The organism is Sandarakinorhabdus limnophila DSM 17366, assembly GCF_000420765.1.
GTDB lineage: Bacteria > Pseudomonadota > Alphaproteobacteria > Sphingomonadales > Sphingomonadaceae > Sandarakinorhabdus > Sandarakinorhabdus limnophila.
Map to the genome: position 1 here is coordinate 218,551 of NZ_ATVO01000006.1, position 22,458 is coordinate 241,008.

Sequence of the window (22,458 nt, forward strand, 5' to 3'; positions counted from 1 at the left end):
TTGGCAAGGCCGCGCCGTTGCCGCATGCCACGTTGAAACGGGAGGACGTGATGCATTTCGACGTGGTCATCGTGGGCGGCGGGCATGGCGGCGCGGCACAGGCGGCGCAGTTGCGGCAGCGCGGCTTCACCGGCAGCCTGGCTATCATTACGGCTGAACCCGAATTGCCTTACGAGCGCCCACCGCTGTCCAAGGAATATCTGGCGGGCGAGAAGAGCTTCGAGCGCATGTTGCTGCGGCCGCCGGCCTTTTGGGCGGAGCGCAATGTCGAGGTGATGACCGGCACCCGCGTGACGGCCGTTGATGCGGCGGCGCACCGTTTGGAGACGACCGCTGGCGCGATTTCCTATGGCCAATTGGTGTGGGCGGCGGGCGGCGATCCGCGCAAGCTCAGCTGCCCCGGCCATGAACTGCCCGGCCTGCACGCCATCCGCACCCGCGCCGATGTCGATGCCCTGAAGGCAGATCTCAAGCCCGAATCACGCGTGCTGGTGGTGGGCGGCGGTTATATCGGGCTGGAATCGGCCGCCGTGCTGCGCAAGCTGGGCCATTCAGTGACGGTGATCGAGGCGATGGATCGGGTGCTGGCGCGCGTGGCCGGGCCGGAACTTTCGGCCTTTTATGAAGCCGAACATCGCGCGCACGGGGTGGAAATCGTCACCGGCGCCGGCTTGGCCAGTCTAGCCGCAGCCGGCGATGCCAAGCTCGCCACGCTCACGGACGGGCGGCAGATCGTGGCCGATGTGGTGATCGTCGGCATCGGCATCGTGCCCGCCGTGCAGCCGTTGCTGGCGGCCGGCGCCACAGGCGGGAACGGGGTCTGGGTGGATGATCACTGCCGCACCAGCCTGCCGGACGTGTTCGCCATCGGCGATTGCGCGTTGCATGCGAACAGCTTTGCCGGCGGCGCTGAAATCCGGCTGGAATCGGTTCAGAACGCCGCCGACATGGCCGCCACGGTGGCGCGCGTCATTACCGGCGATCCCGCCCCGTATCATGCGGTGCCATGGTTCTGGTCCAACCAATATGATCTGCGGCTGCAAACCATGGGCCTGAGCATCGGCCATGATCAGACCGTGCTGCGCGGCGACCCGGCAACGCGCAGTTTCTCGCTGATCTACCTGAAGGCCGGCAAGGTGATCGCGCTGGACTGCGTGAACGCCGCGCGCGACTATGTGCAGGGCAAGGCCTTGGTGGAAAAGGGCGTCGCGGTGCCCGTGGAGGCACTGGCCGATACGGCGACGCTGCTGAAAACCTGGCATCCAGCCTGAGGGGAAAAACAATGGACGTTTCACGGCGGGGCTGGCTGGGGCTGGCCGGCATGGCTGCAGCGAGCACACAGGCCAGCGCCACCACAATCCGGCCCATGCTGCCCGATCCCACCGGCTTTGCCCCGGCACCGGGCATTGCCCACCTGAAATACAATGAAAATCCGCTCGGCCCGCCGGCATCCGCCATCCAGGCCATGGCCGATCTGGCGCGCAGCAGCTGGTATTATGCCGATGATGCGGAAGGCCGATTGGCGGCGATGATCGGCAAGCGAATGGGCGTGCCGGCATCGCAAGTGGTGCTCGGCCACGGCAGTTCGGAAGTCATCACCAGCGCGGCGCTGGCCTGGGGCAAGCGCGGCACCATCCTGCTGCCGGCGCTGCAATTCAATGAGCCGTTGCTCTATCCGATGGCGCAGGGGCTCAATTATCGCCGCGTCGCCATGGCGCCGGATCTGGGCATCGATCTGGGCGCGCTAGCCCGCGCCGCCGCCGCGCCCGATGTGGCGATGGTCTATCTGTGCAATCCCAACAATCCGACCGGCATGATGCTGAAGGCGGCTGATCTGCTGGCGTTCGCTAAGGCCCTGCCGCCGCGCGTCACGCTGCTGGTGGATGAAGCCTATATGGAACTGGCCGGCGATCCGGCCGGTTCGACCATGCTGCCGCTGGTGCAAGGCGGCGCCAATGTCATCGTGACCCGTACTTTCTCGAAATTGTTCGGCATGGCCGGGCTGCGCATCGGCTATGCTGTCGCTTCGCCCGCCAATGCCGCCGAGCTGAAGCGCCATCGCGTCACCATCAGCCTGAATGCGCCGGGCCTGGCTGCCGCCATCGCGGCCTGGGATGACGATGCTTTCCAGCAGCAGAGCCGCAGCGCCATCACGGCGGCGCGTCGCGTGCTGCAGGCCGCCGTGGCCAAGGCCGGGACCGTGGCCCTGCCCAGCCAGACCAATTTCCTGTTCGTGAAAGTGGCCGATGCCAATCGCTTTGCGGCCGCCATGGCCCAGCGCGGCATATTGGTGCGCGGCGCCTGGGGGCCGGGCTGGCCCGAATGGTCGCGCGTGTCGACCGGGCGCATGGCCGATGTGGAGCGCTATGCCGCTGCACTGCCGGAACTGGTCAAGGCCTGATCCCCCTCCCCAAGCTGGCGGTTTGCGCGCTGCCGGCAAGGCGAGTAGCTTGGTCTAAATCTTACAGGGGATAGTGCGTGACCGAGGCATTTGATTTCATCATCGTCGGCGCGGGTTCTGCCGGATGCGCTCTGGCCAACCGCCTGTCTGCAGATCCCGGCACGCGCGTGGCACTGCTGGAAGCCGGCGGCAACGACAACAACATGCTGATCCAGATGCCGGCCGGCATTGCCCAGATCATCCCGCCGGAAAAGCCCAGCCCCTATGATTGGGGTTTCTGGACCGAGCCGCAGGCGCATCTGGGCGGCCGCCCGCTCTATTGGCCGCGCGGGCGGGCACTGGGCGGATCATCGTCGATCAACGGCATGGTGTATATCCGCGGCCACGCCAGCGATTATGACCGCTGGAGCCAATTGGGCCTCACCGGGTGGGGCTGGGCCGATGTACTGCCCTATTTCCGCAAGGCCGAGGATTCGGAACGCGGCAGCGACGAATTTCACGGGAGCGGCGGCCCGCTGCACACCAGCCGCAAGGGCGCCCTGCCCAATCCGCTCAACGCAGCCTTTGCCGAATCGGCCGTGCAGGCCGGCTACAAGCTGACCGACGATTTCAACGGGCCGCAATTCGAAGGCGTTGGCCAATATGACGCGACCATCAAGGATGGGGAGCGCTTCTCCGCCGCCAAGGCTTATCTCACCGCCGACGTGCGCAAGCGGCCCAATTTGCAGATCATCACCGGCGTGCAGGCTCGGCGCGTGCTGCTGGAAGGCAAGCGCGCGGTTGGCGTTGAATATACGCAAGGCACGTCGCTGCTATCCGCGATGGGCCGGGAAATCATCCTGTGCGGCGGCGCTGTGAACAGCCCGCAGTTGCTCATGCTGTCCGGCATTGGCCCGGCTGCGCATCTGAAGCAGTTTGGTGTGGAGGTGGTGGCCGACAGCCCGGATGTCGGCGGTAATCTGCAGGATCACCTGGATGTGATCGTGCAATGGCATTGCAGCCAGCCGGTGACGCTCAACAACAATTCAAAATTCATCAACAAGATGAAAGCGCTGGGCAAATGGGTGTTCACCCGCACCGGCAATGGCGCCCACATGCCAACGCCGATGGGGGCGTTCCTCTCCACCCGCGAAGGCCTGGCCGCGCCCGATATCCAGATGCACTTCATGCCGGTGCGCGGCAATCCGCACGGCCGCGGCACCATGGATGGGCGCCACGGCTATCAGTTGCACGTGTGCCAGTTGCGCCCGGAAAGCCGCGGCACGATCCGGCTGAAGTCCGCCGATCCGCTGGCCGCGCCGGCAATCGACCCCAATTATCTTTCAGCGCCGGAAGATGTCGAAACGCTGGTGCGCGGTGTGGAAATGGCCCGAGAAATCGGCCGCCAGCCCGGCTTTGCGCCCTACAACGATGGCGAAGCCTGGCCGGGTCCGGAGGTGACGGATCGCAGCCAGCTGCTGGAAAGAATGCGTGGCTGGGCCGAAACCATCTACCACCCGGTCGGCAGCTGCCGGATGGGCGTGGATGAACGCGCCGTGGTCGATGGCCAGTTGCGGGTGAACGGCGTCGAAGGGCTGCGCGTGATCGATGCCAGCGTGATGCCGTTCCTGGTCTCGGGCAACACCAACGCACCCACCATCATGATCGCCGAAAAGGCTGCCGACATCATCGCCGCGCGCACCAAGCTGGAGCGCAAGCTGGGGCTGGCGGCATGAGCAGCACGCCCTTCACCATCCCGGTGAACGAGGCCGAGGTCGCCTGGATTCGTGATCGTGTCGCGGCCTATCGCTGGTTTGAAGAACCGCCGAACGCCGGCTGGCGGCACGGCGCCAACCGAGATTACATGCAACGGCTGCAGGCGCACTGGCTGCACGGTTACGATTGGGCCGGCGCGGTGGCGCATCTCAATCGGTTGCCGCATGTGCGGGTGCAGGTGGGGGAAGACGGCGGGCAGCCCTTCCATCTCCACTGTGTGCACCTGCGCTCCAGCAGGCCCGATGCGCGGCCGCTGCTGATTGCGCATGGCTGGCCGGGATCGATCCTGGAATTCGATGCGATCATGGAGCGATTGGCTGAACCGGAAGATCCGGCCGCACCGGCCTTCCATGTCGTGGCGCCATCCCTGCCCGGCTATGCGTGGTCAGACCGGCCATCGGCACCGATCGGCCCGCGCGAGGTGGCCCTCCGTTACGATACGCTGATGGGCGCGCTGGGTTATGATCGCTATATCTATCAGGGTGGGGATTGGGGCTGCGTGATCGGCGGCTGGATGGGACTCGATTCAAGCCGGGTCGAAGCCATCCACCTCAATGGCTATGGACTGCGCAGTGCCGACATGACGCCGACGTCACCGGACGAGATGGCCTGGATGCAGAAGGCGGTCGCCATGCGCGAAACCGAAACCGCCTATCTGCAGTTGCAGGGCACCAAGCCGCAAAGCCTGGGCTTTGCCATGATGGATTCGCCGATGGGGGTGGCCGCCTGGTTCGCCGAAAAGTTCGTCGGCTGGTCGGATGTGGCGGGCGATTATACCGATCCGCCGTTCACCATGGATCAGATGCTTACCAACATCATGATCTATCTCAGCACGCGCAGTTTCCTCACCGCGACCTGGATCTACCGCGGTCTGTTCCTGGAGGGTGGTTTTGCCATGCCAGCAGATCGGCGCGTTGAAGTGCCGGTGGGCGTGGCTGCCTTCCCGCGCGACCTGCTCGCCTTCCCGCCGCGATCGATGGTGGAACGCGGCTATAATGTCGCACATTGGACGACCATGCCGCGCGGCGGCCATTTCGCCAGCCTTGAAGAGCCAGAACTTTTCCTGGCCGATTTCAGGGCCTTCGTCGCCAGCCTGTGAGCATGGCCGATCCGGTCTGGGAGGTAACGCCTGGCCTCACCGCCTATCCGGCCGCATTGACCAGGATGCAGGGAATCGCGGCCGGCATCAGGGCGGGCAGCGAATCGGAACGCATCTGGCTGGTCGAACACCCCCCACTCTATACCGCCGGCACCAGCGCCGATCCGATAGAACTCATTGATCCAGAACGATTTCCCGTCTTCAACGCCGGACGCGGCGGACGCTATACCTATCATGGACCGGGGCAGCGCGTAGCCTATGTGATGCTGGACCTGGCAGCGCGGGGCCGTGATGTCCGGCGTTTTGTGGCCGCTTTGGAAGGCTGGCTGATCGACACGCTGGCCGATTTTGGGACCAATGGGCGAATTATCCCGGGTAAAGTCGGCGTCTGGGTGGACACGGCGGCCGGGCCGGCAAAGATCGCTGCCATCGGAGTGCGGGTGCAACGGTGGGTCAGTTTTCATGGACTTTCGCTTAACGTTACGCCCAATCTCAATGATTTCAACGGGATCATCCCCTGCGGCCTGTCGGAACCAGTCACCAGCCTAGCGGCTTTGGGGCACGGGGCAACGCTTGCAGACGCAGATGAGGCCCTCGCTCGCCATCTGCCCGCCATGCTTGCACGTCTCGTCGCATGATGTCGGTGACATGCAATGACCCGCTTGCGCGATTTCACGCGTCTCGCTAATGTCTACCACAGTTGGGGGATTAAGGCCGAGCCGACCCAACTCGTCCTGGGTTCAGGCGTTACCGTCCAAGGAGATTAGAAATGACCATCGTTGAAAAGCTGAAGACTGCCTCGATCATCGCTGGCGCCGCTCTTCTCGTCGTCGCTTGCGGCGAAAAGAAGGCTGAAGAAGCCCCGGCCGCTGAAGCTCCGGCCACTGAAGCCGCTCCGGCTCCGGAAGCCGCTCCGGCTGCTGATGCCATGGCTCCGGCTGCTGACGCCGCTGCTCCGGCCGCTGACGCCGCCGCTCCGGCCGCTGAAGCCGCTCCGGCCGCTGAAGCTCCGGCTGCCAAGTAATTTCGACTTTTCGTCGAATTGCTTTAGGAAGGGCCGTCCCGTTTGGGGCGGCCCTTTTTTCTTGTTTGGGGAAGGAATGACCATGAGCCTTACACAAATTACGGAACAGATGACCGAGCGCCTGGGCGCCGGTGGCCAGTTCAAGAAGTCCGTGAAATTCGATTTCGGCGCCGATGGCCTGGTGCGCATTGATGATACCGTTTCGCCCGTCGTCGTCAGCAATGAAGACGGCCCGACTGCCTGCAGCATCAAGGTTTCGATGGCTGATTTCATGGATATTGCCACGGGCAAGCAGAACGCCCAGATGGCTTTCATGATGGGCAAGCTCAAGATCGAAGGCGACATGTCGGTCGCCCTTTCGCTGGGCAGCATCCTGGGCTGAACCGGGCGTGATGGTTCGCCGGGCGTGGGCATCGCCCGGCCCGGTGGCCTGAGGCTCCTTTTCTTGAATGGGTAATTGATGCGTTCAATTTTGTGGCTGGCGCTGAGTTGTTTTCTTGTGGCGAGCGCTGCCGACGCTGCGCCGCGCAAGAGCAAGCGTCCGGTTCGCAAGGGCCCGGTCAAAGCCGCTAGCCGAATGCCGGCCAAGCCGCCGGCGCCAAAGCTGCCAACAACAGCCGGCATCATGGTGCCCAAGTCGGTGGTTCTGATCCGGGCGATCCCGGCTGAAACACGCGCCCATGCGGTGTGGACATTGCGCGCGGCATTGAACGTCGCTGCCCTGCAGTGCCAGTATTCACCGTTCCTGCGCTCGGTGGACAATTATAATCAGATGCTGAAGAAGCACGGCGGCGAGCTGACATCAGCCCAGATGACGATGCTGAGCCATTATACGCGGACAATGAAGCGCGGCGGCGCAGCGGCCTTTGATCGCTACAACACCCGCAGCTACAACAGTTTTTCAACCCTGGATGCGCAGTATAATTTTTGCTGGGCTGCCGGTCAGGCGGGCCAGGCAGTGCGTGTCGGCGATGTCGGCGCAATGGGCCGGATTGCAGAGGCCATGGTACCGGAACTTCGCGCCGCACTGGCCTATGTGCCGCCGGCTGCCGGATTGAACGTGCCGCCATTGCCGCCGCTGCCCGATGTGCGGCCGGATCTGGCTAACCTCACCGAGAACTGACCGACACTCTTCTGGTTGGTGGCTTAACAACAAGGCGGCAGCCTGCGTGCTGGGGCTGGCTGTATCTGGTCCTGACTGACGGCAGACAAAGAAAAAGGGGGAGCGGCTGAGCCGCTCCCCCGATTTCGTTCAGCCTGTAAGCCGCTTACTGCGGCTGGCAGGGACCCGTCGGGGCCGGCGCCGGAGCACCGCTGAAGGTGATTTCCACGCGACGGTTCTGCGGTTCACGCACACCATCGGCGGTATCAACCAGCGGACGGCCTTCGCCGAACGCTTCGGTGCCCATCGCATCGGCGGGGACGCCCTTGCCGGCCAGATAGGCCTTCACGGCATCAGCACGACGCTGCGACAGCTTCACGTTGTAGTCGTCCTTGCCCGACTTGTCGGCGTGGCCGGCAAGCGCAACACTGGTCTGACCAGTGGCGGCAAACTGTTCCGCAGCACGATCAAGGATCGCAGCGGCTTCAGCCGTGATGGCCGACTTGTCCCAATCGAAGAAGACCAAGAACGGACCCGGGGTCACAGCAGCCGGCGGGCAAGGCGGCAGCGGGGCGGGGGCGGGGGCGGGCGGAGGCGGCGGAGGCGGCGGGGGCGGGGGCGGCGGAGGCGGCGCTTCAGCCTCGAAGAAGTTGTAGGTCAGAGTCAGCAGCACGCTGTGGCTGCGGAAAGCATTGTTCACCGGCAGACCGTTCACGGTGAACGTGTCCACCTTGTTCACGTTCATCCAGCGATACTTCAGGCCGACATCGACATGGTCGCTGATCGGCTTGTAGACGCCAGCCAGGATGTTCCAAGCGAACGACGTATCAGCATCGTCTTGGAACACCAGGCCCGGATTGCGTAGACGCGCAAACTGCTTGACGCGGGCGATACCGGCACCAGCGCCGATATAGCCACCGAAGTCCTTGTCCTTGCCGCCGAAATCGATGAGGCCGTTCAGCATGAAAGCCAAGGCGCTGGCGGTGCCGCCGGCGTTCGGATACTGCTGCGTCAGCGGAATGCCGACCGTATTGACGCCAGCCGCCGTTGTGTGCGGGATCGCCGGCGGCGGGTTCAACAGGTTCGATTCACGATTCTTGGAGCGCAGATAGTTCAGCGCGAATTCGGCGCGGAAACCGCCAAAATCATAACCAACATTCCCGCCGACATCGAAACCGGGGAAATAGGTGTGCGTGATCGAGTTTTCGACCGTGGTCGCACCATTGGCTGTGGAGATGTCCAGGCTCTGCTTTTGCAGCAGGTTAACACCCGCTTCCAGACCAATATACCAAGCCTTGTCCTTCGCAGTGGCCGCGCTCGAGAGCGCGGTGGCCGCGAGGGCGAGGCCGATCGCAAACTTGCGCATCGTCTTCCCCTTTGTGAAGAGCCAGTCCTATTCTGGCCTCTCGAAAGTCTTTATCGCAGGCACTTGCGGGGATGCAAGTCTGGATTGGTTAAGATTGTTGCCCCGATGCAACAGTTCAAAGGGGAAAATGGCGACAGCCCTCCCTGTTTTTAGGAAATTATGCCCTGCTGCTGCAATGCCGTCAGCAGTGTAGCCAATGTTGCGCGGGCTTCGCTGTCCACTATGCCACCACCGCTGGGCAGGGTAATCATGGCTGGATAGGCGGCCAATAGGGTGCGGCCATTGATCGAAAAACCCAGAGTGGGCCACTTGGCCTGCCAGTCGCCCTTGCGGACAAGCATCAGGTCTTCATCATCGACCAGCACGACCTGTCCATCGCGGGGACTTGCGGCCAACCAGCCCGAATCTTGCCAGTGCATCAGCGTTCCGGCCGGATGCGCGCCAGCGTGGCGCTGTTCATCACCCACACCGCACCCTGACGATAGGGGCTGACCAGCGCGTGCACCATGTCGATCAGGCGATCCTGCGGGTTGGTCTCAGCGAAATTGCCCGCCGCGCCCAACGTGATGAACTGCAGCGCGCCGAACGGACGCGTCAGATCCGCCGTGGCAGCGGTGGGCGCCGTCAGGAAAGCGCGCCGGCCTGCACCAGCGCCGCGGCCTCGGCCCCGCGCCCTTGCGGCAGGATGCGCGCCGAGATGCGGAGGCCGCGGGCATCTTCCCCCAGGCTATCGACGAACCCGATTGGTTCATGCGGTTTGTGCTGCCACAGCAGGGGGATCGGCGCTGTCGCCTCGGCAAAGGCGCCCGGCATCACCACGTCGCCACCCTTGTCGGGCACGGCAAACACGCTGGCATAGCCAGCAATCCGCAGACGGCCGGCCGCCATGGCGGGCCAGCAATTCTAGAAAGGCCATGCGATCCTTGCGGCTGCCCACCAATCGCCGCGCTTCGCGGGTGCCCAGCCGGTGGCGGCTGCGCTCTGCTGAGCGATCGCGCTGCTTGCGGGCCGGAGGGGCACAAGCAGCCACAGCAAACACGTCACCAGCCATCGCTGGCGAGACAAGCGCATCAAGCATGCAAGAGGCTCCTGGAAAGCGGCGACTTCAGCCCTGTTCAGGCCGATTCCGCAGGCATGCCATATTGATAACCAAAAGCGTTACACCTGTCAATCAATAAAGTGCCTATTTGGTTATTTTATCCAGCGTCGCCACCACTTCCGCAGCAAAGCGCGGCATCGCGAATGGCGCGGCCGGCAGATCGAAGCCGCGCCGAATCACGATGATATTCCTCCCCGGCACGATCACCGCATACTGCCCGCGATTGCCATTCATCGCATAGGTTCCCGCAGGCAATGCCGGCACCGCATCATGCGCGCCCAGCCCACCCCACCGCCAGAATCCGGCACCATAGCCTTCGGGCCGGCCCTGCGGCTGGGTCATTGTCGCGGCTTCCACAAATGCCGGCCAATCGGTAGGCAGCAGCTGCTGGCCCCCAATCTTGCCGCCGTTCTGGTACAGCAGCGCCAGCCGGGCCAGATCGCGCGCCGTCATCCACACCTGACTCGACAGCACGAAATCGCCCTGCCAGTCGGTTTCCGGCGTGGTTCGGGTCATCCCCAGCGGCCACAGCAGTTCGGTGAACGGGAAGGCCAGCGCCGCGTGCTTGCCGCCCTGTGCTGCGACGGTGCGCGAAAGGGCCAGCCCGGCCAACATGATGTCATTATTGCTGTAATTGAAATGCGTGCCCGGTGCATATTCCAGCGGCATCGTCACCGCCGTCTGCGCCACCAAGGCACCGCCCACATAAACTTCGTCCGTGCGGTTGCCCGGCCCGGCCGTCCACAACCCGCTATTCATGCGCAGCAGTTGGTTCCAGCTGATGGCGGCGCGCGGATCGCCTTCTGCTCGCCACTGCGGCACAGGCGCTGGCCGGTTCACGTCCACCAGCCCAAGCTGCACCGCCCGGCCGACAAGTGTGGCTGTCAGCGATTTGGCCACACTCCACGTGCGCTGCGGCGTGTGCATCGTCCAATCGGCGCGATAGCGTTCGGCGATGATCTTGCCGTCCTTCAGCACGATCACCGCCGTGGTGCGATCACTGGCAAAGGCCGTCGCCACCACTTCATCCAGCGCGACGCGGGCCTTGCGCTTCTTCAGCGGCTGCGCCGCGCCGGCATCGCCCAGCGGCCAGGCCATGGCATCGGTCGCCGCCAGATCTGGTGTTGTCAGGCCCGGCACCAGCTTGGGCAGCGCTGATGCGACCTCCGGCCCGGCGCCCGGCGGCAACTGCGCGCAGCCCAACAAAGGCCGCCACACGGCGATGCGAGGCGGCATATCATCAGCAAATTTAACCGATACGGTTCGCGTTGCTTCGTTGATCGCGGCGGGCAATGTGGTCACGCTGTCCTGATACTCGCGGTAGATACCGGTCAGATCATCGCGGGTGATGCTGGCGACATCCTGTCCTGCATTCCAGCGCCCGGAACACAGGAAGGCCGCCTTGTACCCCGCCGCCAGCGCCAGCCGGTGAGGGTCCTCTGCCGCAGCGGCAGGAGCAGCCAGCAATGCCGCCGCGATCAGTGCCCGCTTCATGCCATCAGGCTCCCCCACACGCTGGCCATCAGCATGCCGGCGCGCATGTCGCCCACGGTGGTGCCAGCCATCTTGTTCATCACGTAACTCATGCACAGCCGCGCATCCATGTCGCACACCACCAGGCTGCCGCCGTAACCGCCCCAGAATATGGTGTTGGGGTTGGGCATCGGGCGTGTCGGCCCAGCCAGGCCATAGCCCATGCCGTAACGCACCGGCATGTTCAGCACCTGGTCGTGCCCTTCGATCTGCAGTTCCAACGCCTTCTTCACGCCGGCCTCGCTCAGCAGCCGCTTGCCGCCGGCCACACCGCCATTGGCCATGAGCGTCTGCACCGCCGCGACCGAGCGGGCATTGCCATGGCCGCCCGCCGCCGGGATTTCCGCCGCGCGCCATGCGCGGGTGCGGGTATCGAGCGGGTTGATCGGCGGGTTGGTCGCCATATTCTTCGCCAGCGCCGATTGCGGCCCGTCGCTGATGCTGGCGCCCTGCGGCGGCGGCACCAGATCGGCGACACGGCCATCGTGCGCCGCATCCAGCCCGATATGGAAATCGGCCCCCAGCGGCCCGGCCAACTGCTCCGCAAACACCGTGCCCAGCGACTTGCCGGTGATGCGCCGCACAACTTCACCGACCAGATAGCCTTGCGTCACCGCGTGATAGCCCGGCGCGGTGCCCGGTTCCCAGAACGGCGCCTGCGCGGCCAGGCGGCTGGTGACCAGATCCCAGTCGTACAAATCAGCCGGCTGCATCGGATCGTGAAAGCCGGAAAGGCCGGCGGCATGGCTCATCAACTGCGCCACGGTCACGTCCTGCTTACCGGCCGCGGCAAACTCCGGCCAGTAATGCGCGACCTTCTCTTCAAACTTCAGCGCGCCCTGGTCCGCCAACCACAGCGCGGTGAGCGCCGTCATCGTCTTGGTGGTGGAATAGACGTTGACGATCGTGTCCTTCTCCCAGGGCCGCGTCTGTTCGGCATCGGCCCAGCCGCCCCACAGATCGATCACTGGCTCGCCATCAATCGTGGCGGCGAAACTGGCCCCGAGATCATCACCGCGCGCGAAGGCCGCGGCAAAGGCGCCGCGCACGGCTTCGAATTTCGGATGCACAAAACCCTGCACGTCACTCATGTCACCATCTCCTCGGGCAGGGGCGATGGCCCCACCAGTTCACGATATAGTTTCAGCGCATAACGATCCGTCATGCCAGCCACGAAATCACCAACATGCCGGGCACGCGCCGGTTCGTCGGCCGGGCAGGTGCTCGCCCAATCACCAGGCAGTCGCGCCGGATCGGCGTGGAGCGCGGCAAACAGCCCCTCAACCACTGCTTCCGATGGGTCACGCAGCCGCGCTACCGCCGGCGCACGATACATGCGCTCACGCAGGAAGGCCTTTAGCGCCCGAACCTCGGCAGAAAGCCCGTCCGAAAGGCCGGCAATCGTATGGCCAGCGCCGCGAACATCCTCGACGCTTCGCGGATCGATTGCCGCCAGCCTGGCGCGCGTGGTGGCGAGCAGGTCTTCCACCATCCGTCCGATCTGTTCGCGCACAAGCTCGGGCACCAGCCGCCGCCGCGCCGAAATGCCGGGCCAACGCCGCGTCACCGCCTCCCAGCAATCGGCGACGAATGGCACGGCGGTTACCACATCCTCGATCCCAAACAGGCCGGCGCGGATGCCATCATCCAGATCGTGATTGTCGTAGGCAATATCGTCGGCAATTGCCGCAATCTGCGCTTCCAGCCCGGCATGGCTGGTCAGGTCCAAAGGCCAAGCGGCATCGACGCCGGCCAGCGCCCAGCCCGGTTCATAAATCGGCCCATTGTGCTTGGCCAGGCCTTCCAGCGTTTCCCACGTCAGGTTCAGCCCGTCGAACCCGGGGTGCCGGCATTCCAGTTTCGTCACGATGCGCAGGGCGTGGCCGTTGTGATCAAAGCCACCCCACGGCGCCATCACCAGTTCCAGCGCATCCTCACCGCTATGCCCGAACGGCGGGTGGCCCAGATCATGCGCCAGTGCCAACGCCTCGGTCAGGTCCTCGTCCACATTGAGCGCGCGGGCCAGGCTGCGGGCGATCTGCGCCACTTCCAGGCTGTGGGTCAGGCGCACGCGGAAATGATCGCCGTCGGGGGCTACAAATACCTGCGTCTTGTAGCGCAGCCGCCGAAACGCGCCGGCGTGGATGATCCGGTCGCGATCGCGCGCAAACGGGCTGCGCGTTGCCGAAGCCGCCTCCGAGTGCAGCCGCCCGCGTGACGCCTGCCAGTGCGTGGCGAAGGGGGCGAGGGTCAAAGCCTCACCCTCACTTCACCGTCCCGGCCGCCTTCAGGGCCTCCACCTTGCCCGAGTCGTACCCCAGTTCGGCCAGGATCGCATCGGTATCGGCCATCTTTGTCATGCGCGGCGCATCGCTCACGGTGGCCGAATAGCGCGGGGCGGGCGCAGGCTGCATCACGCCATCGGCTTCCACGAAGGTGCCGCGCGCGGCGTTGTGCGGGTGATGCGGCGCTTCGCTCATGCTCAGCACGGGCGCGAAGCACACGTCGGTCATCTCCATGTCCGCACACCAGTCATCGCGGCTGCGCGTCTTGAACAGCGCGGTCAGCCGTTCCTTCAGGGCCGGCCACTGCGCCGAATTCATCTGCGCGGCGAAATCGGCATCGTCCTTCAGCCCGGTCTTTTCCAGCAGCAGCGCATAAAATTGCGGTTCCAGGCTGCCGATGCTGATCCATTTTCCGTCGGCGCATTCATACGTGTCATACATGTGGGCGCCGGTATCGAGCAGGTTCACCCCGCGCTCGTCCTTCCAGATGCCGTTAGCGCGAAAACCCCAGATCATCGCCATCAACGCGGCGGCACCATCGGTCATGGCGCAATCGATCACCTGGCCCTGGCCGGTGGTTTTCGCGTGCAGCAGCGCCGAAACCATGCCGAACGCCAGCATCATGCCGCCACCGCCGAAATCGCCCACCATGTTGATCGGCGGCGTTGGCTTCTCGCCCGCCCGGCCATAGGCGTGCAGGGCGCCGGCCAGCGCGATATAGTTGATGTCGTGGCCGGCGGCATTGGCATAGGGGCCGAATTGGCCCCAGCCGGTCATGCGGCCATATACCAGCTTGGAATTGACGGCGTGGCATTCTGCCGGGCCCAGGCCCAGCCGCTCGGTCACGCCGGGGCGGAAACCTTCGAAAAGCGCATCGGCGGATTTCACCAGATCCAACACCAGCGCCCTGCCTTCGTCACTCTTCAGATCCACCCCGATCACCCGTCGGCCGCGCAGCAGCGGATCACGCGCATCGATCCGCGCGCCCGGCCGATCCACCCGGATCACTTCCGCGCCATGATCGGCCAGCATCATACCGGCAAATGGCCCCGGCCCGATCCCGGCCAGTTCGATGATCCTGATTCCCTGCAGCGGCCCGGCCATATGCGTCACTCCCTTGTGTTTGGGCCACAAGTGGCACGCCGGGCGCGGCAGGCCAAGCTGTTGGGGGTGGCAGGGGCAGGCACTGCGGCCGGCGGCCTTCAATCGGTGCGGGGCACGAACGAGAAGGTCTGCCGCTCGACGATCTCGCTCACAGCGCGGTGGGCTTCCTCGAACGCGGCATCGGTGTGCGGGCTGGCGGCGGCATCGGCATTGGCGATGACAACCAGGCCATAGGGCTGGCGTCCGATGACGCAGGGGCGGGTGGGGCTTTGGGCATAGACCCACTCCACCGGATCGGTGAGGCTGTTGTAGGTATAGCTGTAGCCATGCGGCCAGCGGTTGACGGTAATGGCGGCGATGTCGCGCGCCGGATCAAAGCCGCCGGGGCCAAGCAAACGTGCCAATTGGCTACGAGTTTCGCGCTCGAAATCCTCGAAGCTGGTGGCGAGCAGGCGGGCGCGGCCAATTTTGTGCTGCTCGCGGCGCGGCAGGCCGGGTTCGGCGGGAAATTGCGTCAGATGCAGCGCGATCGGCTCGTCCGGGCTTTGCGCGTGGACCACGCCGCCCAGTCTGGCAGCTTCGGTGAGCGCCACCGTGTCGTGAAACATGGTTGGGCAATAGAAATTGGACACACCGAGCTTGTGGAAGGCGCGCCAGTTGCGCAGCACGACATTGGTATAGACCAGCGGCCCCTTGGTGCCATAGCGCAGCGCGTCTTTCTGGGCGGCGGGCAATTCCGGCATGATGTGCGGGATCACCTCGTTCCAGCAGGCGAGCAGCACCGCCTTCGCGCGCACCGATTGCAGCTTGCCATCCTTCACATAACGCACCGTCGCGTTGCTGGCGCTCGCCGCATCGCCGTCGTGGCTGACGTTGAGAACGAGGCTGGAGAGCCGGATGCGCACCGGGTTTGCCGGCGCATCGAGCGCAGCATAATTGATGCGGGCGGTTGCCATGTCTTCCTGCGTGCGCGCCGGCGTCGCCCCAGGCACCAGTGCCGCCACCAGCAGCCGGGCCAGCGTGGCATTGCCATCGGGGAAATGAATGGACTCCTTGCCTTCGCGTTGGCGGCCGTGGTGGCCGCCGTGCAGATCGGCAAACAGGCCATCGGGTACCTGGCCCAGGCCAAGGCCGGAGAAACCGGGATAGCCCTGCACCCAGCCGAACAGCGCCGGCGTGGCATCGGCGCCGACACAGAAGCTGGCGCGGCCCATGGTCATGAAGAACCACATCGCTTGGGCATCGAGGCCGACTGTTTGGGTATAATAATCCTGCAGCGATGTGCGGGCGAGGAAGGCCTTCTTTGCCGTCACATCCATGCTGGCCAGATAATCTGGCTGATCGGGTGCAAGCAGCCGCGCCATGTCGGCACGGGCCTTTGGCGAAAGAGGCGTGCGGGCGAGGAACTCTGCGCCGAACCGCGGCCCGCGCATGCCGCGCTGCGCCGGATCGGCCACCACCAGTTGATCCTTGCCCCAACGCTCCTTCTCGAAAAAATAGCCGCGCCGCAGGCCGAGCCCGGCATAGAGCCGGCTGTTGGCATCGTTGGTGACCTTGTAGCGCTCCAGATCGATGCCGAGATCATCAAGGATCGAACGCGCCCATTTGTTGTAGCGTTCGGGCGACTCGATATTCAGCGTGCCGCCGTTGATGACGATGAATTTGCCATCCACCACATATTCGTTGCGCTTGGCGTGGCCGCCAAAATCATCGTGATTATCAAGGATCAGGATGCGTGCCTGCGGCCCCACTGCCTTGCGATAGAAATGCGCTGCCGCCAGGCCGCTCAGCCCGCCGCCGACGATGACAAGATCATAGGTCTCACCCGTATCCTGCGCGTCGCCGGGTTTCTGGCCGTCGCGCAACGCATGCGCCATTTCGAACGAGCCCGGATGGCTGCCGCGCATCCCGGTGCGGGACGGGGGGTAAGTCTCGTCTTGCGGGATCAGGCCCCCGGCTCGCGCTGCGCCCAGTGCCGGCACCCCGGCCCCGAGCGCGCCGACCGCCACCGCGGCTCCGTTCACGAAATCGCGGCGGCTGATGCGGGCGTTCATGCCCAGTGCGTCATCATCCAGCATCGGCCAGCCCCCAAGTGCACTTTGCCCATTGTTATTTCCGTCGCACCCACTTCAGATCATATTCGGTGGTCCAGGTCGTGCCGCCATCTTCGGTGCCCACCGAAAGTTCGCGGATGGTGCCATCCGAGTTGGCAAACAGCGTCCAGTGGCGCAGCCGCACCTTGCCGTTCGGCAGCGGCCGTTCGGTGACATAACGCATCTCGCCGGGCTTGATCAGGCTGCCGCGGAAACTGGTGGTCGCCCCGGTATCCGTCGCCCAGTAATAGCCCCAGTTCTTCAGCAGAGGCGAATAGTTGAACAGGCCAACGCCATTGCCGCCCCGGGCCGCGTCGAGCACCATCCAGCGTTCCTCGATCACGCAATCGTTCAGGATCAGCTTCATGGAGACTTCGGCGGTCTTCTTGTCGCCGGCAAACACATCCCATTCGCCAACGGTGAAATCCTGCTGGCGAAACAGACTGTCGGCCCGGCAGGTTTCGGTGGGTTTGGCAGCGGGCGGCGCTGCCGGGGTCTGGGCGGCGACGGGCACGGCGGCAGCCAGCATGACGGCGATCAACGGGATGGTCTGGCGCATCGGCCCCTCCTTGCACTGCGATGGCGGGATGCTAGCCTGTGTGCAGGGCCTTGTCTCGCTCGTCGGATGACGGAGAGGCGGAGCCGGCAGGGGGAACTAGGTGATGAGCGATTGGTCTGATCGGACGTTGGGGATGAACCGGCCGATTGCGCGGCGGGATTTCATCAGCGGCGTGGCGGTTGGTGTCGCGGCGTCTGGCCTATCCTTGCCGGCATGGGCGGCCGAAGCGCCCGACTATCCCCCGTTGAAAACCGGCCTGCGCGGGCAATATCCCGGCAGTTTCGAAACCGCGCACATGGCCCGCGACGGCAGTTTTGGCGGCGCGGTTCCGGCGGATGACAGCGGCGAACATTATGATCTGGTGATCGTGGGCGGCGGCATTTCCGGACTGTCGGCGGCCCATTTCTACCGGCAGGCGCTAGGCGACGATCGCAAGATCCTGATCCTCGACAATCACGATGATTTCGGCGGCCACGCCAAGCGCAACGAGTTCCACTACGGCGGCCGCACTATCCTTGCCTATGGCGGCACGATGAGCATTGAATCGCCCTTCCCTTACAGCTTCACGTCGAAAAAGCTGCTGGCCGATCTGGGTGTCGATCTGGCCAGCTATGAGCGGTTCGAGACCAAGGCCTATGCCGGGCTGGGCAACGCCACTTTCTTTGACCGGCAGCATTTTCTGAACGACAAATTGGTCACCGGCACGGGCAAGAAACCGTGGCCACAATTCTTCGCCGAAGCCCCGCTCTCGCCCGCCGTCCGCGCTGACCTGACGCGCCTGCACACGCAAGTGAAGGATCATCTCCCCGGCCTTGATCCAGAGGCAAAGGCGGCGGCGCTCAAGGCCATGAGCTATCAGGATTATCTGCTGAAACATGCCGGCATGCTGCCCGAATGCCTGCCCTTCTTCACCGGCCAGGGCTATCGCAACAACAAGCGGGTGGACACGCTGCCGGCCTGGGAAGCCGCCTTGAGCAAGCGCGCGCCGGGCTTTGCCGGCATGACCCTGCCCGGCCAGATTCACGCCGAAGCCCAGCATTTTCACTGGCCCGATGGCAATGCATCGGTGGCGCGGCTGCTGGTGTCGGCGCTGGTGCCGGGCGTGTTTCCGGGCAAGCTCGATCAGGAAAGCGTCGTGCTGGCGCCGGCCAATTATGCCGCGCTCGACAATGCGAAGAATGCGGTGCGCATCCGGCTTTCGAGCATGGTGATCCGCGCCGAACATCTGGGGCCGGTGACGCGCAGCACCGAAAAGGCGGCGCGCGTGGTGTATGTGAAGGATGGCCAGCGCGTCGCGGTGACGGCGGCCAATGTGATCCTGGCCTGTTTCAACAACATCATCCCGTTCATCGTGCCCAGCCTGCCGCAGGCGCAGAAGGCGGCGCTGCTCTATCCGTCAAAGGTGCCGATGCAATATACCAACGTGCTGCTGCGCGACTGGAAGGCGTGGGCGAAGCTGGGCATCAAGGCCATCCATGCGCCCAACGGCTATCACACCACCACCGCGCTCGACACGCCAATGGCGATCGGCGGTTATCGCAGCGCGCAGACGCCGGATGAACCGGTCGTGCTGCACATGGTGCGCAATCCCAACAGCCCCGGAAGCCCACGCAAGGAACAGAACCGCATCGGCCGTGCCGACATGCTGGCCACCGACTACACCACCATTGAACGCGAAATTAGGAGCCAGCTGCAGCGCATGCTGGGCAGTGCCGGTTTCGAGGCGGCGCGCGACATTGCCGGCATCACCGTCAACCGCTGGCCGCATGGCTACAGCTATACCTATGACACGCTGGGCGATCCGGATGTGCACGACGAACAGCGCCCACACATATTGGGCCGGCAGAGCTTCGGCCGCATGGCCATCGCCAATGCCGATGCGTCGGCTTCGGCCTTCACCAACACCGCCATCGACATGGGCGAACGGGCCGTGCAGGAATGCCTGATCAGCCGCGGACTTATCTAGCAAAAATCGCTGGCTGAGGTCGCTGGACTTCGCCAGCCACCCCATGTCAGACTGCGGCAAAACAAGGCCGCCAATCCTTGGCAGGCCAGGGGGTTGGCGGCGGAAACACGGCAAATGGCCATTATCACCATCTGGCATAACCCCAAATGTGGCACCTCGCGGGGTGCGTTGGCCTTGCTGCACGAACAGGGCCATGATGTGCACGTGATCGAATATCTGAAAACCCCGCCCGATGCCGCAACGTTGGCTGGCGTGGCCGCGGCCGTGGGCGGCGCCAAGGCCCTGTTGCGCACGCGCGGCACCGATGCAGAGGAACGCGGCCTGCCGCAAGCGGACGACGCCACCATCCTGGCCGCCATGCTGGCCGATCCCATCCTGATCAACCGCCCGGTGGTAATCGGGCCCGGTGGCACCATGCTCGCCCGCCCGGCCGAACGCGCGCTGGAAGCGGCATGAGCATCCGTCCTGCCCGCATGGAAGATGCCCCGACCCTGGCCGCCATCTATGCGCCCGCCGTGCTGAACGGCACCGCCAGTTTCGAGATCGAACCGCCGTCTGCGGCCGAAATGGCGCAGCGGCTGATGAAGGTGAAATCGCATGGCTGGCCGTGGCTGGTGCATGTGACGATGGGCAAGGTGGATGGCTATGCCTATGTCACCCAGTTCCGGGATCGCCCGGCCTACCGCTATTGCGGCGAAACCAGCGTCTATGTGGCGCCCGATGCCCAGCGCACCGGCATCGGCCAGGCTCTACTGATGGCGGTGAGCAGCGCGGCGCGAACGGCCGGGTTCCGGCAGTTGATCGCGTTGATCGGCGATCCTGGCAACAATGCATCCATCAGCCTTCATGCATCCTGCGGCTTCGAACGCGCCGGCCTGCTGAAACAGATTGGCGAAAAGTTCGGCAAGCCTCTCGACATTGTGATGATGCAGCGCAGCCTGGTGGGCTAATCAGGCCATCACCCACTTTGGCCCGCCGCGATGCCGCTGGCGCAGCTGGTGTCCCACCGCCAAGAAGCCCAGCCCCAGCATGAGCCAAGTTGCCGGTTCGGGCACGTTGCTCACCGCGACCGGCGGATTGCCGAATCCGGCGGCAAACAGGCTGCTGATCTGACTGCCAACGCTGTCTGCCCAGGCCGGCGTGAAGCTGGACCGGGTGGGTGCTGCCAGCGCAAAGCAGGGCTGGCCGGAGAGGCCGCGCACATCAAACGACTGGTTGTTGGCCACGATGTTGCGCAAGCCTTCGGTCAGGCGCACCGTGGGCGCGCCCCAGCGCGCTTCCGGCAGGTTCGACAGCACGTTGTCGATGAAGATGCTGTCGTTGCAGCGGGTGCAGCTCACGCCATGGGTGAAGGTGACAGCCGCATAGTTGCCGGCAAAGATCAGCCGTTCACCGCTGCCGGTGCGCGGATCGAACGACACGAACGCCTGCATGTTGCCGATGGCGCTGTTGTTCAGAATGGCGATATCGGATTGCAGCGGCCGGCCATTCAGGCTCCACAACTGGATGCAATCGGGGTGCGAACCAACGCCCGGCGTGAAGGCCGAACAGCTGTTCGATGAAACGATCACGCGCTGGCTGTCCACTACGTTGATGCCATCGGCGAAGCTACCAGTAATGCTGTTGCGCGTCACCAGCACGCCGGTGGAACTGCGCACGTCCATGCCGGTGCCATGGCCGGTGAACTGCGAATCCCGCACCGTAACCTGGTGGGATTGCACCACCAGCAGGCCAGAACCACGATTGTCACGGTTGCCCAGATACAGGCCCTGCGCCAGGCTGATGTTGCTGCTGAACTGCACCTGCACCGTGTGCCAGGCGCGCAGATCAAGATCGGCGCGGCCATAGGTGCCGCCGGAAAACGCCAGATTGTGCACGTTGTTGAGCACCAGCCCGCTCTGAAACACGGCGTCGCGGGCATCCACCTGCACATTGCCGAAATCACGATTGCGCAGCACCAGCGGGATGGCGAATGTGCCGGTGATGCGCAGCGTGTCGCCCGGCCGCACGCTGGCCAGCACGGCCGTCTGGCTGCTGGTTGGGGTCAGGGTGATCACCTGTTGCGCACTGGCGGCACTGGCCAGAGCCATCACGGCCAGGCCGGCCATCATCGTGGGGCGCAATCGGAACGGCGTCATTCCTGTGTCTCCCGTGCTGTCCGCCGGGCGGCCCATGATCGGTCGCCCGGCTGGCAGCGTTTCCGCCGTGCTGGCGGCAACCCTGTCCAAGGCCGGTAACGGCTGCATCAGGGTGGAGCTTGCGTGCGGCAATCGCGCTGCATCTATTACGGATGTTATCGCCCTCGGGCTTGCCCGCCGGCCGCGAAGCCGCCATGGGGCGGGGCATGGCGACCACATTCCTGTTCCCCACCCCGCTCTGGCAGGGCCGGCTTGATGATACCGCGCTGCTGGCCGATCTGGCCCACAGTTGCCGGACGCTGGCCGAGGACGACAGCGCCGGCCGCCGCTGGAGCCGCGACAACCGCTATCGCGGCTACACCAGCTATGCCTCGCTCAACGATCTGCCGTCGCGCGATCCGGCCTTTGGCGATCTGGCGCGCTGGCTGGTGAAACAGGCCAGCGCCTTTGCCGCGGCCGCGCATCTCGATCTTGCAGGGCGTAAACCAAAGCTCGACAGCCTTTGGGTCAATATCCTCAAACCCGGCGGCGGCCACAGCGGGCACATCCACCCGCACAGCATCATTTCAGGCACACTCTATGTGGAGGTGCCCGCTGGCGCCGGCAGCATCCGCTTCGAAGACCCGCGCCTGCCGATGCTGATGCACAGCCCCCCGCGCAGCGCCGATGCGCCGGCCGAGAACCGCAATTTCGTCCACGTCGAACCAGCGCCGGGCGATCTGCTGCTGTGGGAAAGCTGGCTGCGCCACGAGGTGATGCCCAGCGCCGCCAAGGCGGATCGCATTTCGATCAGCTTCAACTTCGCCTGATCTTCGCTGGTTTACCCTGTCGCCCCTGACGTGATTCGGAGCCCCGTTATTCTGTCGCTGCCGCGTGGTGGATCGGGCGCAACCAGGCCGCTTCCCAACCGCCGTCCCCAAGAATCAAACGGCCC

Annotated in this window: 23 protein-coding genes; 12 read left to right on the forward strand and 11 right to left on the reverse strand. The window is 64.6% G+C overall.

Features of this window, described 5'->3' with window-relative positions; all coding sequences use genetic code 11:
• Positions 1–50: 50 nt before the first annotated feature.
• From G566_RS0108775 to G566_RS14810, 8 genes are all read left to right on the forward strand, one after another.
• Entirely contained in the window at positions 51–1,271 is a 1,221-nt protein-coding gene (locus G566_RS0108775) for an NAD(P)/FAD-dependent oxidoreductase (protein ID WP_022680300.1), read from the forward strand.
• Positions 1,272–1,282: 11 nt separating this feature from the next.
• The gene (locus tag G566_RS0108780) at positions 1,283–2,401 is read left to right on the forward strand and encodes a pyridoxal phosphate-dependent aminotransferase (RefSeq protein WP_022680301.1); all 1,119 of its coding nucleotides are present in this window, start codon (positions 1,283–1,285) and stop codon (positions 2,399–2,401) included.
• Between the two features lie 77 nt (positions 2,402–2,478).
• Positions 2,479–4,116, forward strand: a complete 1,638-nt coding sequence (locus G566_RS0108785) for a GMC family oxidoreductase (protein WP_022680302.1) — start codon at positions 2,479–2,481, stop codon at positions 4,114–4,116.
• Entirely contained in the window at positions 4,113–5,255 is a 1,143-nt protein-coding gene (locus tag G566_RS0108790; RefSeq protein WP_022680303.1) for an epoxide hydrolase family protein, read from the forward strand. Before G566_RS0108785 ends, G566_RS0108790 begins: the two co-directional genes overlap by 4 nt.
• Before the next feature lie 2 nt (positions 5,256–5,257).
• Positions 5,258–5,893 (forward strand): lipoyl(octanoyl) transferase LipB, encoded by a 636-nt coding sequence (gene lipB / locus G566_RS0108795; RefSeq protein ID WP_169522817.1) that lies wholly within the window; start codon positions 5,258–5,260, stop codon positions 5,891–5,893.
• A 131-nt stretch (positions 5,894–6,024) separates the two neighbouring features.
• Entirely contained in the window at positions 6,025–6,279 is a 255-nt protein-coding gene (locus G566_RS0108800; protein ID WP_022680305.1) for a hypothetical protein, read from the forward strand.
• Positions 6,280–6,361: 82 nt separating this feature from the next.
• Positions 6,362–6,661: an SCP2 sterol-binding domain-containing protein gene (locus G566_RS0108805; RefSeq protein WP_029131460.1), complete on the forward strand. Its 300-nt coding sequence runs from the start codon at positions 6,362–6,364 to the stop codon at positions 6,659–6,661.
• A gap of 78 nt (positions 6,662–6,739) precedes the next feature.
• Positions 6,740–7,402 carry a hypothetical protein gene (locus G566_RS14810; RefSeq protein ID WP_022680307.1) on the forward strand — a complete coding sequence of 221 codons (663 nt, stop codon included), beginning with the start codon at positions 6,740–6,742 and terminating at the stop codon, positions 7,400–7,402.
• A 145-nt stretch (positions 7,403–7,547) separates the two neighbouring features.
• Here the strand turns inward: G566_RS14810 and G566_RS0108815 are convergent, their stop codons facing one another.
• The 10 genes from G566_RS0108815 to G566_RS0108860 form a co-directional block, all read right to left on the reverse strand.
• Positions 7,548–8,747 (reverse strand): OmpA family protein, encoded by a 1,200-nt coding sequence (locus G566_RS0108815; protein ID WP_022680308.1) that lies wholly within the window; start codon positions 8,745–8,747, stop codon positions 7,548–7,550.
• Positions 8,748–8,896: 149 nt separating this feature from the next.
• Positions 8,897–9,112 carry a hypothetical protein gene (locus tag G566_RS0108820; RefSeq protein WP_243442431.1) on the reverse strand — a complete coding sequence of 72 codons (216 nt, stop codon included), beginning with the start codon at positions 9,110–9,112 and terminating at the stop codon, positions 8,897–8,899.
• 53 nt (positions 9,113–9,165) lie between these two features.
• A complete protein-coding gene (locus G566_RS15095) occupies positions 9,166–9,375 on the reverse strand; it encodes a phage major capsid protein (protein ID WP_084706825.1) in 210 nt (69 codons plus the stop codon).
• A complete protein-coding gene (locus G566_RS13985; RefSeq protein WP_022680311.1) occupies positions 9,372–9,635 on the reverse strand; it encodes an HK97 family phage prohead protease in 264 nt (87 codons plus the stop codon). Before G566_RS13985 ends, G566_RS15095 begins: the two co-directional genes overlap by 4 nt.
• Positions 9,636–9,930: 295 nt before the next feature.
• Positions 9,931–11,340 (reverse strand): serine hydrolase domain-containing protein, encoded by a 1,410-nt coding sequence (locus G566_RS0108835; protein ID WP_022680312.1) that lies wholly within the window; start codon positions 11,338–11,340, stop codon positions 9,931–9,933.
• The gene (locus G566_RS0108840) at positions 11,337–12,470 is read right to left on the reverse strand and encodes an EstA family serine hydrolase (RefSeq protein WP_022680313.1); all 1,134 of its coding nucleotides are present in this window, start codon (positions 12,468–12,470) and stop codon (positions 11,337–11,339) included. Before G566_RS0108840 ends, G566_RS0108835 begins: the two co-directional genes overlap by 4 nt.
• Positions 12,467–13,633: a deoxyguanosinetriphosphate triphosphohydrolase gene (locus G566_RS0108845; RefSeq protein WP_022680314.1), complete on the reverse strand. Its 1,167-nt coding sequence runs from the start codon at positions 13,631–13,633 to the stop codon at positions 12,467–12,469. Before G566_RS0108845 ends, G566_RS0108840 begins: the two co-directional genes overlap by 4 nt.
• Positions 13,634–13,643: 10 nt before the next feature.
• Positions 13,644–14,768, reverse strand: a complete 1,125-nt coding sequence (locus G566_RS0108850) for a CaiB/BaiF CoA transferase family protein (protein WP_022680315.1) — start codon at positions 14,766–14,768, stop codon at positions 13,644–13,646.
• Between the two features lie 98 nt (positions 14,769–14,866).
• Positions 14,867–16,846, reverse strand: coding sequence for an NAD(P)/FAD-dependent oxidoreductase (locus G566_RS0108855; RefSeq protein WP_022680316.1), 1,980 nt, complete (start codon positions 16,844–16,846; stop codon positions 14,867–14,869).
• Between the two features lie 31 nt (positions 16,847–16,877).
• Positions 16,878–17,420 (reverse strand): hypothetical protein, encoded by a 543-nt coding sequence (locus G566_RS0108860; RefSeq protein ID WP_022680317.1) that lies wholly within the window; start codon positions 17,418–17,420, stop codon positions 16,878–16,880.
• 103 nt (positions 17,421–17,523) lie between these two features.
• Here G566_RS0108860 and G566_RS0108865 point away from each other — a divergent pair, with 103 nt between their 5' ends.
• From G566_RS0108865 to G566_RS0108875, 3 genes are all read left to right on the forward strand, one after another.
• Complete coding sequence (locus G566_RS0108865) at positions 17,524–19,386, forward strand: NAD(P)-binding protein (RefSeq protein WP_022680318.1); 1,863 nt, start codon at positions 17,524–17,526, stop codon at positions 19,384–19,386.
• Positions 19,387–19,500: 114 nt separating this feature from the next.
• A complete protein-coding gene (locus G566_RS0108870; protein ID WP_022680319.1) occupies positions 19,501–19,842 on the forward strand; it encodes an ArsC/Spx/MgsR family protein in 342 nt (113 codons plus the stop codon).
• Positions 19,839–20,336: a GNAT family N-acetyltransferase gene (locus G566_RS0108875; protein WP_022680320.1), complete on the forward strand. Its 498-nt coding sequence runs from the start codon at positions 19,839–19,841 to the stop codon at positions 20,334–20,336. Before G566_RS0108870 ends, G566_RS0108875 begins: the two co-directional genes overlap by 4 nt.
• On the opposite strand, the gene G566_RS0108880 is transcribed toward G566_RS0108875, so the two are convergent.
• A complete protein-coding gene (locus tag G566_RS0108880; protein WP_169522820.1) occupies positions 20,337–21,632 on the reverse strand; it encodes a right-handed parallel beta-helix repeat-containing protein in 1,296 nt (431 codons plus the stop codon). It abuts the gene before it with no gap.
• Between the two features lie 98 nt (positions 21,633–21,730).
• Here G566_RS0108880 and G566_RS0108885 point away from each other — a divergent pair, with 98 nt between their 5' ends.
• Positions 21,731–22,333 carry a TIGR02466 family protein gene (locus G566_RS0108885; protein WP_029131462.1) on the forward strand — a complete coding sequence of 201 codons (603 nt, stop codon included), beginning with the start codon at positions 21,731–21,733 and terminating at the stop codon, positions 22,331–22,333.
• Positions 22,334–22,458 lie beyond the last annotated feature (125 nt).